The sequence below is a fragment of the Mesorhizobium sp. B2-3-7 genome (assembly GCF_006442695.1).
Taxonomy (GTDB): Bacteria; Pseudomonadota; Alphaproteobacteria; order Rhizobiales; family Rhizobiaceae; genus Mesorhizobium.
This window is the reverse complement of sequence record NZ_VFVV01000004.1, coordinates 66,404-80,853: the sequence shown is the minus strand read 5'-3', so window position 1 is coordinate 80,853 and position 14,450 is coordinate 66,404. Positions and strand designations below refer to the sequence as shown.

Annotated in this window: 15 protein-coding genes; 6 read left to right on the top strand and 9 right to left on the bottom strand. The window is 64.5% G+C overall.

Annotated features, from left to right (window positions below; translation table 11 throughout):
- Positions 1-53: 53 nt before the first annotated feature.
- Complete coding sequence (locus FJ940_RS09905) at positions 54-671, bottom strand: DUF922 domain-containing protein (protein WP_181165355.1); 618 nt, start codon at positions 669-671, stop codon at positions 54-56.
- 135 nt (positions 672-806) lie between these two features.
- Here FJ940_RS09905 and folP point away from each other — a divergent pair, with 135 nt between their 5' ends.
- The 3 genes from folP to folK are packed head-to-tail and all read left to right on the top strand — an operon-like array spanning position 807 to position 2,535.
- Complete coding sequence (gene folP / locus FJ940_RS09900) at positions 807-1,661, top strand: dihydropteroate synthase (protein WP_140557791.1); 855 nt, start codon at positions 807-809, stop codon at positions 1,659-1,661.
- A gap of 3 nt (positions 1,662-1,664) precedes the next feature.
- Complete coding sequence (gene folB / locus FJ940_RS09895; protein ID WP_140498905.1) at positions 1,665-2,024, top strand: dihydroneopterin aldolase; 360 nt, start codon at positions 1,665-1,667, stop codon at positions 2,022-2,024.
- Positions 2,008-2,535, top strand: a complete 528-nt coding sequence (gene folK, locus FJ940_RS09890) for a 2-amino-4-hydroxy-6-hydroxymethyldihydropteridine diphosphokinase (protein WP_140656374.1) — start codon at positions 2,008-2,010, stop codon at positions 2,533-2,535. The genes folB and folK overlap by 17 nt, the downstream gene beginning before the upstream one ends.
- Here folK and FJ940_RS09885 read toward each other — a convergent pair.
- Positions 2,527-3,072 (bottom strand): DUF924 family protein, encoded by a 546-nt coding sequence (locus FJ940_RS09885; protein WP_140584347.1) that lies wholly within the window; start codon positions 3,070-3,072, stop codon positions 2,527-2,529. The two genes, folK and FJ940_RS09885, sit on opposite strands and share 9 nt — an antisense overlap.
- 12 nt (positions 3,073-3,084) lie before the next feature.
- A complete protein-coding gene (locus tag FJ940_RS09880; RefSeq protein WP_140515288.1) occupies positions 3,085-4,920 on the bottom strand; it encodes a monovalent cation:proton antiporter-2 (CPA2) family protein in 1,836 nt (611 codons plus the stop codon).
- Between the two features lie 264 nt (positions 4,921-5,184).
- Between FJ940_RS09880 and FJ940_RS09875 the strand changes: the two genes are divergently transcribed.
- Complete coding sequence (locus FJ940_RS09875) at positions 5,185-5,451, top strand: hypothetical protein (RefSeq protein WP_140547541.1); 267 nt, start codon at positions 5,185-5,187, stop codon at positions 5,449-5,451.
- An 86-nt stretch (positions 5,452-5,537) separates the two neighbouring features.
- Here FJ940_RS09875 and FJ940_RS09870 read toward each other — a convergent pair whose 3' ends face one another.
- From FJ940_RS09870 to FJ940_RS09855, 4 genes are all read right to left on the bottom strand, one after another.
- On the bottom strand, positions 5,538-6,089 hold the full coding sequence (locus FJ940_RS09870; RefSeq protein WP_140498896.1) for a hypothetical protein: 552 nt from the start codon (positions 6,087-6,089) through the stop codon (positions 5,538-5,540).
- Between the two features lie 90 nt (positions 6,090-6,179).
- Positions 6,180-7,301, bottom strand: a complete 1,122-nt coding sequence (locus FJ940_RS09865; RefSeq protein WP_140498894.1) for a YcjF family protein — start codon at positions 7,299-7,301, stop codon at positions 6,180-6,182.
- Complete coding sequence (locus tag FJ940_RS09860; RefSeq protein ID WP_140564480.1) at positions 7,298-8,776, bottom strand: YcjX family protein; 1,479 nt, start codon at positions 8,774-8,776, stop codon at positions 7,298-7,300. The genes FJ940_RS09865 and FJ940_RS09860 overlap by 4 nt, the downstream gene beginning before the upstream one ends.
- 62 nt (positions 8,777-8,838) lie before the next feature.
- Positions 8,839-9,342: a histidine phosphatase family protein gene (locus FJ940_RS09855; RefSeq protein WP_140498890.1), complete on the bottom strand. Its 504-nt coding sequence runs from the start codon at positions 9,340-9,342 to the stop codon at positions 8,839-8,841.
- Positions 9,343-9,613: 271 nt separating this feature from the next.
- On the opposite strand from FJ940_RS09855, the gene dksA reads away from it, so the two are divergent.
- Complete coding sequence (dksA, locus tag FJ940_RS09850) at positions 9,614-10,030, top strand: RNA polymerase-binding protein DksA (RefSeq protein ID WP_140498888.1); 417 nt, start codon at positions 9,614-9,616, stop codon at positions 10,028-10,030.
- A 134-nt stretch (positions 10,031-10,164) separates the two neighbouring features.
- Here dksA and FJ940_RS09845 read toward each other — a convergent pair whose 3' ends face one another.
- Positions 10,165-10,902: a flagellar biosynthetic protein FliO gene (locus FJ940_RS09845; RefSeq protein ID WP_181165356.1), complete on the bottom strand. Its 738-nt coding sequence runs from the start codon at positions 10,900-10,902 to the stop codon at positions 10,165-10,167.
- Positions 10,903-11,146: 244 nt separating this feature from the next.
- Between FJ940_RS09845 and FJ940_RS09840 the strand changes: the two genes are divergently transcribed.
- Positions 11,147-13,723, top strand: a complete 2,577-nt coding sequence (locus FJ940_RS09840) for a response regulator (RefSeq protein WP_140515292.1) — start codon at positions 11,147-11,149, stop codon at positions 13,721-13,723.
- A gap of 55 nt (positions 13,724-13,778) precedes the next feature.
- Here the strand turns inward: FJ940_RS09840 and FJ940_RS09835 are convergent, their stop codons facing one another.
- Complete coding sequence (locus FJ940_RS09835) at positions 13,779-14,405, bottom strand: TetR/AcrR family transcriptional regulator (protein WP_140656371.1); 627 nt, start codon at positions 14,403-14,405, stop codon at positions 13,779-13,781.
- Between the last annotated feature and the right edge of the window lie 45 nt (positions 14,406-14,450).

The following is a 14,450-nucleotide window of genomic DNA, read 5'->3' as shown; positions in this document are numbered from 1 at the left end:
TTCGGCCCGGTTGGCTCGCACCGCCGCCCCTTAGGCGACATACATCAGGACGTTCACGTCGGCGGCAACCGGCCGTTGCCGATGCGCTCGACGCGATAGCGCAGGAGCCGCAGGATGCGGCTTTCGAAATTGACGCTTTCGACGCGATCGAACTGCACCTGGGCACGGTCGTGTCTGGCGAGAATGGCGGCGGTGATCTGGGCGGCCTTGGCCTTCGCCGCATCGCAGTCCTTCTGCGGGTAAGCGGCTTTCAGCGCGTCTTCCAGTTCGCGGGCGTGATTCTTGGCGATCTCGACATGGCGTTCCTCATGGCGCTTGATGTCGGCCGACAGCGTGTCCCAGAACAGCCGCACATCCGCGTCGGCCTTGCGTGGGCGGCTCCATTCGGGAAGGATAACCTTGACCTTGACGGTCACGGCGGCGTCGGCGATCCGGCAGGAGCCGGACTGCCCGGCATAGCTGATGCGCGTGGTGAAGGCCATCTGTGTGGCGCCGGGATGCCGCGAGCCCGTGCTCTTCACCTGCGGACCACGTTTGGAAAGCTGTGCCTCGATGTCTTCTAGCGTCCTGCCGCCGACGGCGAAGTAGCTATATGTCTTGACGAGATTGGCCGCGCCCGCCGGAACGGCGGTGGCGGCAAGCAGCAATGCGCAAAGCAGGGTTCGTTTCATCAGGTTGCCTCTCGTCCTACCTTGCTTTACGGCCATTGCCGGCGCAACGGAATTGATCTGGTGCGGATCACACATGGTTGATGAGCCCCACGGTTGATGAGCCACACGGTTGATGAGCCCCATGGTTGATGAGCAATGACGGCGAGGCGATGGCAGTTGGCGCACGGGCGTCATCTCGACCTTGGCGACAAGGCCGTGGTGGTCGGCATTCTCAATGTCACGCCCGACAGTTTTTCCGACGGCGGTCTGTTCGATGCCGCCGAAACCGCGCTGGTCCAGGCGCGCCGCATGCTGGGCGAAGGGGCCCTGGTCGTCGATGTCGGCGGTGAATCGACCAGGCCGGGCGCGTCCGCGATCACGGCGGGCGAGGAGCAGGCGCGCATCCTGCCGGTGATCGAGGCGCTGGCGCGTTCCGGCGAGGTGCTGATTTCGGTCGACACCTATCGTGCGGAGACCGCGCGGCTGGCCGTCGCGGCCGGGGCGCATATCGTCAACGACGTCTGGGGCTTGCAGCGCGAGCCGGACATTGCGCGTGTCGCAGCCGAAACCGGCGCGGGGCTCATCATCATGCATACCGGGCGGGATCGCCGGAAACTGCCCGACGTCATCGCCGACCAGTTCGCGTTCCTCGAAAAATCGCTTGAAATCGCCCGCCGACACGGCATCGCCGACGATCATATCGTTCTCGATGCCGGCTTCGGCTTCGCCAAGGAGACGGCCGAGGATAACCTCGACCTGATGGCGCGGTTTTCCGAGCTCAACGCCCTCGGATTTCCGCTGATGGCCGGAACCTCGCGAAAACGCTTCATCGGCACCGTCACTGGCCGCGATGCCGCCGAAAGAGGGGCTGGGACTGCGGCGACAAGCGTCATACTTAGATTGAAGGGCGCCGACCTGTTTCGCGTCCACGATGTCGCAATCAACGTGGACGCGCTGGCCGTGGCGGATGCTATGCTGGCGCGCGAAACCGCCGCCGCTTCGGGACGCTGAACCATGTATGTCATTCGCCTGAAGAACTGCGCCTTCTTTGCCCGGCACGGCGTGCTGGACGAGGAGGAGGCGCTCGGCCAGCGCTTCTATGTCGACGCCTCGCTCACCGTGGAGCCCGGGCGCGCGCTGGTCGACGATGCCATCGGGGAAACCGTCAATTACGGTGTTGCCTTCACGGTGATCGAGGAGATCATCACCGGACACAGGCGCTTCCTGATCGAGGCGCTGGCCCTGGAAGTCGCAAAAGCCCTGACGGAACGCTTCCCGCAGATCAGGAAAGCCGAAATCACGGTCCGCAAGCCGAATGCGCCGGTGCCCGGCGTGCTCGATTACGTCGAGGTGACAGTTGTCTGGCCGCAGTAACACCGTCTATCTCAGCCTTGGCGGCAATCTTGGCGATCCGGCGAGTTCGATGGCGGCGGCGCTGCGCCTGCTCGACGCCGATCCCGCCGCTCGCGTGGCCGCGGTGTCCTCGCTCTACCGCACGCCGCCCTGGGGCAAGCTCGACCAGCCCGACTTCCTGAACGCCGCCGCCGAACTCTCGACACGGCTCTCGCCGCGGGCATTGCTCGACCTGTGCCTCGATGCAGAGCGCAAGCTGAAGCGCGTGCGTGAGGAGCGCTGGGGGCCGCGCCTCATCGATATCGACATCCTGGTTTTCGGCGACCGCGTCATCCACGAAACCGGCCTGGAAGTGCCGCATCCGCGCATGCTTGAACGTGCCTTCGTGCTGGCGCCGCTGGCCGAGATCGCGCCCGATCTTGCGGTAAGCGGGCGAAGCGTCTCGGAGCGGCTGGCCGCCGTCGATGCGGCCGGTATCGAACGCCTGCCGTCGGGCCGCGACTGGTGGCTGGATAGACCAGCGTCAGCCTGAGAACCCGCCATCGTCCAGAAAGGTTTTTTCCTCCGGCGTGGTTTCGCGGCCGAGCATCTTGTTGCGGTGCGGAAAACGGCCGAAGCGCCGGATGATGTCGAGGTGTTCTTCGGCGTATTTGAGGTAGTCCGGCGCATTGGCCGCGGTGAGCTCGACCGACCGTTCCTGGTCGGCGAGCAATTCCGAATGTTCGAACGGCAGATACAGGAACACCCGCAATTCCGGTTCGAGCACCAGGTCCTGGCCGGCCGTTACAGCTTTTTGGGCGAAATGCTTCGCCAGCGGGTCCGTGGCGTACATGTGGCCGGTGCCGCGAAAGCAGTTGCGCGGAAACTGATCGAGCAGGATCATCAACGCCAGCGAGCCTTCGGCATGCTCCGACCAGCCGTCGCATTCGCGCCGTGCGGCCGCGTAATGCAGCTCAAGAAAGCGGTTGCGGAAATCGCCGTCGAAAACATCGCTTTTCTCGAACCATGCGTCCGCTCCGGCATCACGCCAGAATCTGGTGACCGACAGGGCTCCGCTGTCCAAATCCATGCTTTTCTCCTATCAATCCGCCGGCTCGGACTTGTGCAGAACGCCGGCCGTTTCCTCGTTGAGCGCCTGGCCGGGGCGGCGCGGCGTGGAGAGCGGCGTCGGGATCGGCGTGCCGATATTGCCCTTCAGGAAGCGCTGTCCGGAGCGGATGCCTTCGGCGAGTTGCGTCTCGAAGCGGGCGGTGTCGCGGCGGCGGACGTCTTCGACCACCTCGGCGACGTCTTCCGGGTCGACGCCCAGGGCCTCCAGCGTCGAACCGCCAAAAACCAGCGCCGATTCGAATGTTTCACGCAGCTGATAGTCGACGCCTGTGCGGATGAGCTGTAGCGCGGTGCCTCGGTCGAAGGCGCGCGCCAGCACGGTGAGCAAGGGAAACTCGGCTTTGACGAGCTCGGCGATGCGTACGGCGGCATCGGGTTTGTCGACGCAGATGAGCACGGCGCGTGCGCGCCCGGCACCGGCAGCGTGCAGGATGTCCAGCCGCGTGCCGTCGCCGTAGTAGACCTTGAAGCCGAAATCGGCCGCCGCCTGGATCATCTCGACATCGTTGTCGATGATCGACACGTCGATGCCGCGCAGCAGCAATGGCTGGCTGGCGATCTGGCCGAAGCGGCCGAATCCAATGATCAGCACGCTGCCGGTCAGCCCTTCGGCGACGTCGACGCCATCCAGCGACAGCTCGTCGCGCGGCGTCAGATACCGCAACGCGACGATCGCCAGCGGCGTCAGCACCATGGAGATGATGACGATGGCCGTCAGCGTCGCGTTGGCCTGGCCGTCGATGATGCCGACGGAAGCGGCGGCCGAATAGAGGACGAAGGCGAATTCGCCGCCTTGCGCCATGAAGACGGCGCGTTCCAGCGCCTCGCGATGGCCCGACTTCAGGATGCGGGCGACGATGTAGATGCCGAGCGCCTTCATGACCATGTAGGCAACGACATAGACGGCGATCAGCCGCCAGTTCTGAACCACCACATGCAGGTCGAGCGACATGCCCACGGCGAGAAAGAACAGGCCGAGCAGGATGCCGCGAAACGGTTCGATATCGGCTTCGAGCTGGTGGCGGAAGGTCGATTCGGACAGCAGCACGCCGGCCAGGAACGCGCCCATCGCCATCGACAGGCCGCTGAGCTGCATGGCAAGGGCGGATCCGAGAACGACCAGAAGGGCGGCCGCCGTCATCACCTCGCGAGCGCGGGCATCCGCCAGGATACGGAAGAAAGGGTTGAGCAGAAAACGTCCGGCCAGCACCAGGCCGATGATCGCGGCAAGGCCGATACCGACCTCGGCCAGCCGCTCCGACAGGCTGGTGTCGGTGCCGCCTGGCGCCAGGAACGCGATCAGGGCCAGCAGCGGCACGATCGCCAGATCCTCCAGCAGCAGGATGGAGACGATGCGCTGGCCCTTGGGCGAGGCGATTTCGCCGCGCTCTTCCAGAAGCTGCATGACGATCGCCGTCGAGGTCAGCACGAAGCCGGCTCCGGCGACGAAGGATTGCGCGATGGAAAAGCCTCCGGCTATTCCCACACCGGTCAGCAAGACCGCGCAGACCCCGACCTGAAGCGCGCCCAGGCCGAAGATCTCGCGGCGCAAGCCCCAGAGCCGCGACGGCTGCATCTCCAGCCCGATAATGAACAGGAACATCACGACGCCGAGCTCGGCGACGTGGAGGATGGCTCCCGATTCGGAAAACACACCGATGCCGAACGGGCCGATCACCACGCCCGCGGCCAGATAGCCGAGAATCGAACCCAGGCCCATACGTTTGAAGATCGGAACGGCGACAACACCCGCGGCGAGCAGCGCCACCACCTGAACAAGCTCGCTGCCCGCTGCCTCTGCCGCCATTCCCGCCATTCCGCTCGTTTGAGGACCGCAGCCTGTGCGGTCGGGGTCAAGACGCCTCGGATCAGGCGCCAGCGCCCCAAGGATAGGGGCTTCGGCGGGCATGTAACAGCCCGAATCCTGCGGCGGGCAATGTTGCAGGCACGTTACACAAGTTGAGCGCGAGGCCGCGTTGCGTCTGGCTGCAATCGGAGGTTAAGCACGCTCGGCTTCGGCCAGTGGAGGGTGTGGCGATCAAGCCGCGCCCTTTTTGAGGAGATGACTGACATGAAGAAGTTTTTGCTCGTTGCCGTCGGCCTGGCGGTGCTCGCCGGCTCGGCTTGCTCCAAGGCGCCTGAGTGCACGGCCGAGGTCGCCACCAAGAAGGCGCAGGACATGGCCGCCGCGCTGCAGGAGGCGGTTACCAAGGATCCGTCCAAGGCGGCCGATCTGACGGCCAAGGTGCAAGAGGTGACGACCAAATATCAGGGCACCACGACCCTGGCCGACGCCTGCAAGGCCTATGATGAGGTGACGGCGGCGATCAAGGGCTGATCGTTCCTATCGACGTCTTCAAAAGGAGGCGGTGGCGATGGGCCGCCGTCTCTTTTTGTGTTTGGTTACAGGCGGTTGATACGCGCTCAGTTCGGCGCGATGGAGCCGACTTCGATCGCGTCGACCCGCTTCAGGCTCATGCCGATCACCGGCACCAGCTGGTCCGCGACGCGCACTGCAACCGTCACCGTCATCGAATTGTCGTCGGGGATGCGTGCCTGCATGACGCCGCGCAGCTGGTTGCGGTTGATGGTGAACACCACCTTGCGGGCATCGACCACATTGCCGCCGATGATATCGAGGCCGGCACCGGCCGCGCCGCCCATGAAGGAGCCCTTGTAATCGCGCCCCTTGCGCTCGATCTTGGCCGACATCGGCTGGGTGAACATGCCCACACGGCAGCCGCCGTCGAGCGTCATGCCCATCTTGCCGTCGGGCGTCGAGCCGGTGAAGCTGCAATTGAACTTCGTGCCCTTGTATTTGCCGGCGACGATCTCGCCCGGGCCCACCCACTTGCCTTCGGCGGACCGGAAGAACTGCTTGTCCGGCTCCGCCGCGGACGCCTGTGCGGCAATGCCGGCGACAGTGGTGATCGCAACCGCCAGGGGCAACAGGCTGGACAGAATTACGCTTTTCATCGACGACACCCGGCAACAAAGAGGCTGTTTTGGAACCAGTGCGACCATGAACAAGATTGGTTAATGCTTCGTCACTGCCAAGGTCGTCGTTCACTTGCCAGGCGGGGTGTTCTCGCTTTCCTTCCTGCTTGCGAACGATGTCAGCGCGGAGAGGAAATCACCCAGTCCCGGCCGTTTTGCCGCACTGAAGGGCAGGGGGCGCGCCGTCTCCATCGCGGCGATGCCGATGCGCGCCGTCATCATGCCGTTGACGACGCCTTCGCCGAGCTTGGCGGAGAGGCGCGCAGCCAGGCCGTGGCCGACGATCTGCTGGACGAAACTGTCGCCGACGGCGATCGAACCGGTGACCGCCAGATGCGCCAGCACGCTGCGCGCCAGGCGAAAGAAACCCAGTGTTCCCGGCCGCCCGCCATAGAGTTCCGAAAGGCGCCGGATGAGGCGCCCGGCCTCGAACACGACATAGGCTACGTCGACGAGCGCACGCGGACTGACGGCCGTCACCAGCGACACGCGTTTGGCGGCTTCCAGGATCATGATCTTGGCCCTGGCGTCGAGAGGGCCAAGGATCTCCGCCTCAGCGAGACGCACCAGATTGGCGCCATCGATGATCTCGTCGCGCAGATCGGCCAGCGCGCGCCTGCCCGCGGCCGTTTCGGGTTTGGCCGCGACGAAGGCCGACAGCTCGTCGACCACCAATCGCGCCGCCTTGGGATCGTCGCGTGCAATCGCATCGAGCGCACGTTTCTGCAGCTTTTCGACCTCGGCAAGCCGGGCGATCGCCAGGAACTCGCGAATCAGGATCACCACCAGCGCCAGCACGGCGACGGCAGCCATGCCGGCGGCCAGCCAACCCAGCCACTCGGCGCGCGCGAACAGATCGCGAATGAGCTGATCGGTCCACAGGCCGATGGCCAGCGAAACCAGCACCCCGAACGCGCCGAAGAAGATGGAGCCAAGCAATGAACGTTTCCTGCGAGCGACCGCCGGCGGCGGTTCGGCAGCGACGATGTCCGGCTCGTCGAACACGTCGATCTCCGACGGGATGACCAGCGCGACATCGCTCTTCACCGCGCGGGGCTTGCGCTGTGTGTCGGTCTGGACACGGCGCGCCTCCGGCGCCCCGGCCTGGGCACGGCGCGCCTGCGCCGCGTCCTGCTGCGATGTGGCCTCCGGTTCGATGCGGAATGCCGCCGGCTTGCGGGGCGCGGTCATGCCAGATGGTCTCCGATCAGGAACTGCAAGGCACGGTCGAGCCGGATATGCGGCAGTGACAGCATGACGCCCTCGGCCGTGCGCTCGAGTTTTGGCGGGCGAAAACGCACGAAGCGGATCGCCGGGTCGGTATTGTCCTGCCTGTGCGCTCCCCCGGGAGCTTCGAAGACAGCATCAATTTTCTCCGGTAAATCACCGGGAAATATGGCCGTTTCAGCTTTCCCGTCAAAGGTGTCGCCATTGATTGTCTCGCCCGCGAGCGGTGTGCCGATGATGACCGGCAATGTCTCGCGGCCCTGTTTGACGGTGCCTTCCCGTGTTGCGCGCACCGCCGCCATGGCGACGACGTCGACGCCGGCGCCGGTGAAATTCGCCCGCGCCACGGCGCGGTCTGCCAGCCGCCGCACGATCGCCTGCAAGCGGTCATGGCTGTCGTGATGCAGGTGGTCGGCCTTGGTGGCGGCGATCAGGATACGATCGATGCGCCGCGAGAAAAGATCGGTGAGGAAGCTGCCGCGTCCAGGACGGAAACAGGCGAGGATCTCGGTCACCGCGCGCTCCAGGTCGGCCATGGCTCCGGGGCCGGCGTTCAGCGCCTGCATGGCGTCGATCAGCACGATCTGGCGGTCGAGCCGGGTGATGTGTTCGCGGAAGAAGGGTTTGACGACATGGGTCTTGTAGGCCTCGTAGCGCCTTTCCATCATGGCGTGCAGCGAGCCGTTGCGCGGGCGCTTGTCGCCCAGGCCGGCCAGAGGCGCGAAGGTCAATGCGGGCGAGCCTTCGAGATCGCCCGGCATCAGGAAACGGCCCGGCGGCAAGGTCGAAAGCGCCCGCTCGTCGAGCTTGCAGGCTTTGAGATAAGCGGCGAAATCCTCGGCCAGGCGGCGCGCCGTCATCTCCTCGGCATCGGCGTTCGGGTCGATCTCGGCCGATAGCGCCCGCCAGGCGCGCGACAGGTCCTCGCGCACCGGCAATGCAGCCATTTCAAAGGCTTCGAGCGAAAAATCGGCGAAGGACTTGCCGAGCAGCGGCAGGTCGAGCAGCCATTCGCCGGGATAGTCGACGATGTCGACCGACAGTTTTCCGGAGGAAAACATCCTGTTCCAGCCGGAGGCCGATTCATATTCGATGGTCAGCCGCAATTCGGAGATGGCGCGTGTCGAATCGGGCCAGACGCGGTCGTTCACCAAGGCGGCGATATGGTCCTCGTACTGGAATCGCGGCACCGCGTCGTCGGGCTGCTCTTCGAGGAAAGCGCGCGCGATGCGCCCGGATTTCTGCGCCTCGAACAGCGGCAGGCGCCCGCCATGAATAAGATTGTGGACCAGGGCCGAGATGAAAACCGTCTTGCCCGCCCTGGAAAGGCCCGTGACGCCCAGCCGCAGCGACGGCGAAAAAAGCCCGCTGGCGCGGCCCGAAAGCGTGTCGAGGGCAATTCTCGCCTCGTCGGTGAAAGTGGTCAGCGATGATGCCAAAATTGTCTCTCGAGGCTGCGACAGGTCCGATATAGGCGTTGCCGTTCTGGTTTGAAATGGCGTCAGAGGTCAGCCGGCGTCAGGAATGCCTCGAGATAGCCGGCACCCTGGGCGGCCCCGGCAAGATCGCCGCTGAAGCGCACGACCGCCAGGCCCGAGGTCGGGAAACCATGATTGAGCATGGCGCGGGCGCTTTCCTCGCCATCGCCGGACACCGCCATGGCGAGATCCTCCGTCATCGGATTGTGGCCGACGAGCAGCATCGAACCCACCCCACCATTGTCCCGGATGAGGCTGAGGTACGCGGCCGCGTCCTCGCTGTAGAGCGCGTCGACGAACAGAACCCGGCCGGTGTCGGCCCGACCGGCCACGCCTTCCAGCGTCTCCTTCGCGCGCCGGGCTGTGGAGCAAAGCGTCAGATCGGGCACATAGGAGCGCGACCGCATGGCGATGCCCATCGCCTCCGCATCAGCGCGGCCGGACGCATCGAGAGGGCGATCGAAATCACGCATGCCGGGCAGCGCCCATCCGGCTTTGGCGTGCCTCAACAGATAAAGCCTGCTCACCCAACCTCCACCGTGCCAACAGCCCGAACCGTGCCGTGATTAGCCATAAGAACGGCGTGGCGCACAATGGCAGTCGTTTTTCGGACATGACGAATCATCAGCCGGCGGCCGCCAGTTCGAAGGATCCGGTACCTAAGACCAGCCCGAATCACCTCAATCGCGCTCCTCGAGGCAGATTAACAATTGCGTGAATCGGTAATCGATTGCGCTTGTGCAGGCGTTTGACCGCGAATATATAGGCGCCAAATTTGGGGCTGTTTGGGTGAGTCGAATGAACGATGCCGTTACCGCCGATTACGTACCCTCCGAAGACGAGCCGTTCATGAACGAGCGGCAGAAATCCTACTTCCGCTCAAAGCTCGTCACCTGGAAGAATGACATATTGCGCGAAGCGCGCGAAACCCTCGAAATCCTACAGCAGGAAAACGCCAATCATCCCGATCTAGCCGACCGCGCCTCTTCGGAAACCGACCGCGCCATCGAACTCAGGGCGCGCGACCGCCAGCGGAAACTCATCGCAAAGATCGATTCGGCCTTGCAGCGCATCGAGGAAGGCACTTACGGCTATTGCGAGGAGACTGGCGAACCGATCGCGCTGAAGCGGCTGGATGCCCGCCCGATTGCAACCTTGTCGATCGAAGCGCAGGAGCGCCACGAGCGCCGCGAGAAGGTCTATCGCGACGATTAGCCTGCGGTCTGCATTCAAGAAGATTTCAGCGATATCGCTCTCGAAATGGCCGGTTTTCCGGCCATTTCTTTTTTCAGAACCGGGCGATGCGCGCAAAACCCCGATCGGTTTTTCGGACCGGGCGCAAGCGCTGCTCATCTTTTCTGGCTGGAGAGTTCGCCCAGAAGCCTGGTCATCTCGTCGTCGAGCGACGGCGGTGTTTTTGCCACCGGCTTATTCGCCGGACTGCTCGAGCGGGGCTGGTCGAGCGAAACCTCGAGTTCCTTCATCAGCGTTTCATCGATGCTTTCCTGCCCCGGCGGTGGTGAAGCCGGCGGCGGGGCATGCCGGACGGCATTGACGTTTGCGGAGCCGTAGGAAGGCAGCGGCGTGACATTGGTCGGCTGATAACCCTGCGCCGCCGGCTTCGGCACCGGCTCCGGAGCGCGCTGGCGGGCGGGTGGCGCTGCACTCACCGGCTGCGGAGCAGGTGCCTGTCTCGCCGGCGCCGGGGTGGGCTGATGCGGACGCGGCTTTGCCACCGCGACAGGCTGCTGCGAACCGCCATCTCCGGTCAGCGCGGGACGGCGTGGCGCAGAAAGGCGGATGTCACGCTCGACGACGACATCGGTGGGGCCGCCGATCAAAAGCAGATGCTCGATGTCGTCGCGGCGCACCAGCACTAGGCGGCGATGGCTGTCGACGGCGGTGGCGTCCATGACCGCAAGCCGCGTCTTGCGGTTCCGGCCGCCCGCGACAAAGGTGCCGAAGGTCAGGTTGCGAACGAGTTTGACGATGATGAGGACGATAACCAGCAGGACCAGCGCCGCGAAGGTCCACAGCAGTGCCGCTACATAGCCGGGGCCCGCTACGCTATCCAGCCATTGCAGCATTGGTTCCCCCTGATCGGTTTGGAAGTGACGCGACACTAGACCGTTGCGGCGGGCTACCGCAAGTTGCCTTTCACGCTTCATGAACAGCTTGAAACACTGGAGGGCTGGCCGACGTCATTTTTATCTGACATTTGCCGCCCGGGCCTTTTCGGGACCAGGAGAATGTGATTCAACCCGACAGGGGCGGGCGTCGGCACACATTGCGGCGAGTATCGGAACACCGGACTTCAAGAGCAGGGGGCACATGGCCAAGGAAACGCGCGGCGATTTCTATCCGGTACCGATCGTCGATCAGAACACGCGGCCGGGCGCCGTTACCCGGCTCGTCATCTTCATTGCCGTCCTGACGGGGGCCGCGATCGTTTTTGGCCTGTTTCGCGAGCGGCTCGGCGACCCTTTCCTGCTGGGCATGCTCGGCGTGCTGGCGATGATCGGCGTCGGCTTCCTGTTCGCCACGGCGATTGGCTTTGTGCAGATCACGCCACGCTCGACGGGCGACGAACTGTCGAAGGCATTCGTCGATTCGATGTCGCAGGGTCTTCTGGTCACGGACACCAAGGGCCGCGTGGTCTATGCCAACCGCGCCTATGCTGACATGACCGGAGCCTCTTCCGCGGCCGACCTGAAGACGGTCGAAGGGCTGCTTTCGGACGTTCCGGAAGCTTCGGTCACCATCTACCGACTGGCCTCCGGTCTGCGTGACGGCCAGCCGGGCGACGGCGAGTTCCGGCTCGCGCAGTCGATCAAGCCTGGCGCTGAGCCAGGCGCGCGCTGGTATCGCGCCCGCGCCCGCGCTTTCAGCGTGCCGGGCCAGCGGCCGCCGATGCTCGCCTGGCAACTTGCCGACATTTCGCAGGAACGCGCCGAGCAGGAGCGTTTCTTCCTGGACCTGCAGAAGGCGATCGATCATCTCGACCACGCGCCCGCCGGCTTCTTTTCCGCCGACCAGGAAGGCCGCGTCACCTATATCAACGCCACGCTCGCCGAATGGCTGGGCATCGACCTTGCCAGCTTCACGCCCGGCGCCGTCTCCCTGCCGGAGATCGTCGCCGGCGACGGCATGGCGCTGGTGCGCTCGGTCAAGGCCGACCCCGGTACGACGCGCAACGCGGTCATCGATCTCGACCTCACGACAATGACGGGCGAGGCGCTGCCGGTGCGCTTCATGCATCGCGTTTCAGCCAGCCGCGAAGGCCTCAACGGTCCGACGCGCACGATCGTGCTCAACCGCACGCAAGGCGAGGACGCCTCGGCGGACCTGCGCGCTTCGGAAGTGCGGTTCACCCGCTTCTTCAACTCGACGCCGATGGCGATCGCCGGCGTCGACGCCAGCGGGCGCATCCTGCGCACCAATGCGCCATTCCTTTCGCTGTTTTCATCGGTCGTCGACCGGGACGCCGTCGACCGCCGCATGCGGCTCGACACGGTCATCCACGAACGTGACCGCCCGGCCTTTGCCGCGGCCTTCGAAAAGGCACGGCAGCGGCAGGCCGATATCGAGCCGATCGACACGCTCCTGCCCGGCAATGAGGAGCGCCACATCCGTTTTTACGTCAATGCGGTCGCCGACGGCACAGGCGGCGAGGGGGCCGAGGAGTCGGCCATCGTCTACGCCGTCGAGACGACGGAGCAGAAGGCGCTCGAAGGGCAGATGGCGCAAAGCCAGAAGATGCAGGCCGTCGGCCAGCTTGCCGGCGGCATCGCACACGACTTCAACAATGTGCTGACCGCCATCATCATGGCGTCGGACCTGCTTCTGACCAATCATCGGCCGTCGGACCCATCCTTCCCCGACATCATGAACATCAAGCAGAATGCCAACCGGGCAGCCTCGCTGGTGCGGCAGTTGCTGGCCTTTTCGCGCAAGCAGACGCTGCGGCCGGAAGTGCTGAACCTTACCGACGTGCTCGCCGATCTCAGGATGTTGCTCGCCCGTCTGGTCGGCAACGACATCAAGCTGAAGATCGACCACGGTCGCGATCTCTGGCCGGTCAAGGTCGATATCGGCCAGTTCGAGCAGGTGGTGGTCAACCTGGCGGTCAACGCGCGCGATGCAATGCCGGCGGGCGGCGACCTCACGGTGCGCACCCGCAATGTGACCGCCGAGGAGTGCAAGACCTTTCCCTACCGGGAACTCACTCCGGCGGACTATGTGGTGGCCGAGGTCGAGGACACCGGCAGCGGCATCGCGCCCGACGTGCTGAAGAAGATATTCGAACCGTTCTTCACCACCAAGGAGGTCGGCAAGGGCACCGGCCTTGGCCTGTCCATGGTCTACGGCATCATCAAACAGACCGGCGGCTTTATCTTCTGCGATTCCGAGGTCGGCAAGGGTTCGGTCTTCCGCATCTTCCTGCCGCGCCACATCGCCGAGGCAAAGAAGGCAGGCGAACCCGGGGAAGCACCGGCAGCGGTGCCTGCCAAGTCGGCAGAGACAGGCAAGGATTTGTCCGGGTCGGCCACGGTGCTGCTGGTCGAGGACGAGGATGCGGTGCGCATGGGCGGCATGCGGGCTCTGACCTCGCGCGGCTATACCGTGCACGAGGCGTCCTCCGGGGTCGAGGCGCTGGAAGTGTTCGAAGCGCTCGGCGGCAAGGTCGACATTGTGGTTTCGGATGTGGTGATGCCGGAGATGGACGGGCCGACGCTGCTCGGCGAACTGCGCAAGCGCCAGCCGGACATCAAGTTCGTCTTCGTGTCCGGCTATGCCGAGGATGCATTCGCCAGGAACCTGCCGGCGGACGCGCATTTCGGATTCCTGCCGAAACCGTTTTCGCTCAAGCAGTTGGCAACGATCGTCAAGGACATGCTGGAGTCTTAGGCCGTGAACCCATAAATCGGGAAATGGCCGAGATTGGTGGTTCCCGGAGGGCAGCTTAGGAGGCGGAATCGCCGAATAGCGGCCGTTCAGCAAATCCGAGCAGCAAGGTTTTTGCGATCTCTCGCGCCTTCGAGGCAAGCGCCTCATCCGGCAGTTCGCCGGCGGTCCAGAATGACAGGACCCCACGAAAGGCAAATGCGAGCTGCTCCGGCAAACTGCGCAGCGCCTCCTGCCTGCCGGCCGCGATCAAGCCTTCGCCCGCTCCAAGGGCCAGCGACCACAAGGTTGTGGAGTGCGCCAGGACCTTTCCGGGGGACGGGCCGGCCGTGCCGATCCATCCCATCACGGCCCGGTTTATCTCCGGCTCCTCCAACATCACCTCGACCGCGGTATCGATGGCCAACAGCACGCGGCCTGCGGCATCGGCAGGCGGTGACATCCCGGCAAAGCGCTGGGCCATCGTATCGATCCGCCGCCGCGAAAGGGCATGCATGATCGCGGCCTTGCTCCCGAACTGATTGAACGGCGTCGCGAAACTGACCCCAGCTTCGGTGGCGAGGTCGCGCATCGACAAATCGGCCTTACCCTGTCGGAGCAGTCGCTCCGCCGCATCGATCACACGCTGGCGAAGCGGCTCACCCCGCGTAGCGGTCGGAGCAACCTTGGTCTTGTTTGGCGTCATGCTGTTATCTATATCATGATATAGTTTCAATCATAGCCCGGAGTG

Bases quoted from the DNA above. Each gene is read 5' to 3' on its own strand.
- FJ940_RS09905 (WP_181165355.1), bottom strand. From the start codon at position 671: ATGAAACGAACCCTGCTTTGCGCATTGCTGCTTGCCGCCACCGCCGTT.
- dksA (WP_140498888.1), top strand. From the start codon at position 9,614: ATGAACGATGCCGTTACCGCCGATTACGTACCCTCCGAAGACGAGCCG.
- folB (WP_140498905.1), top strand. From the start codon at position 1,665: ATGTATGTCATTCGCCTGAAGAACTGCGCCTTCTTTGCCCGGCACGGC.
- folP (WP_140557791.1), top strand. From the start codon at position 807: ATGACGGCGAGGCGATGGCAGTTGGCGCACGGGCGTCATCTCGACCTT.
- FJ940_RS09835 (WP_140656371.1), bottom strand. From the start codon at position 14,405: ATGACGCCAAACAAGACCAAGGTTGCTCCGACCGCTACGCGGGGTGAG.
- FJ940_RS09840 (WP_140515292.1), top strand. From the start codon at position 11,147: ATGGCCAAGGAAACGCGCGGCGATTTCTATCCGGTACCGATCGTCGAT.
- FJ940_RS09880 (WP_140515288.1), bottom strand. From the start codon at position 4,920: ATGGCGGCAGAGGCAGCGGGCAGCGAGCTTGTTCAGGTGGTGGCGCTG.
- FJ940_RS09885 (WP_140584347.1), bottom strand. From the start codon at position 3,072: ATGGATTTGGACAGCGGAGCCCTGTCGGTCACCAGATTCTGGCGTGAT.
- FJ940_RS09845 (WP_181165356.1), bottom strand. From the start codon at position 10,902: ATGCTGCAATGGCTGGATAGCGTAGCGGGCCCCGGCTATGTAGCGGCA.
- FJ940_RS09865 (WP_140498894.1), bottom strand. From the start codon at position 7,301: ATGACCGCGCCCCGCAAGCCGGCGGCATTCCGCATCGAACCGGAGGCC.
- FJ940_RS09875 (WP_140547541.1), top strand. From the start codon at position 5,185: ATGAAGAAGTTTTTGCTCGTTGCCGTCGGCCTGGCGGTGCTCGCCGGC.
- FJ940_RS09870 (WP_140498896.1), bottom strand. From the start codon at position 6,089: ATGAAAAGCGTAATTCTGTCCAGCCTGTTGCCCCTGGCGGTTGCGATC.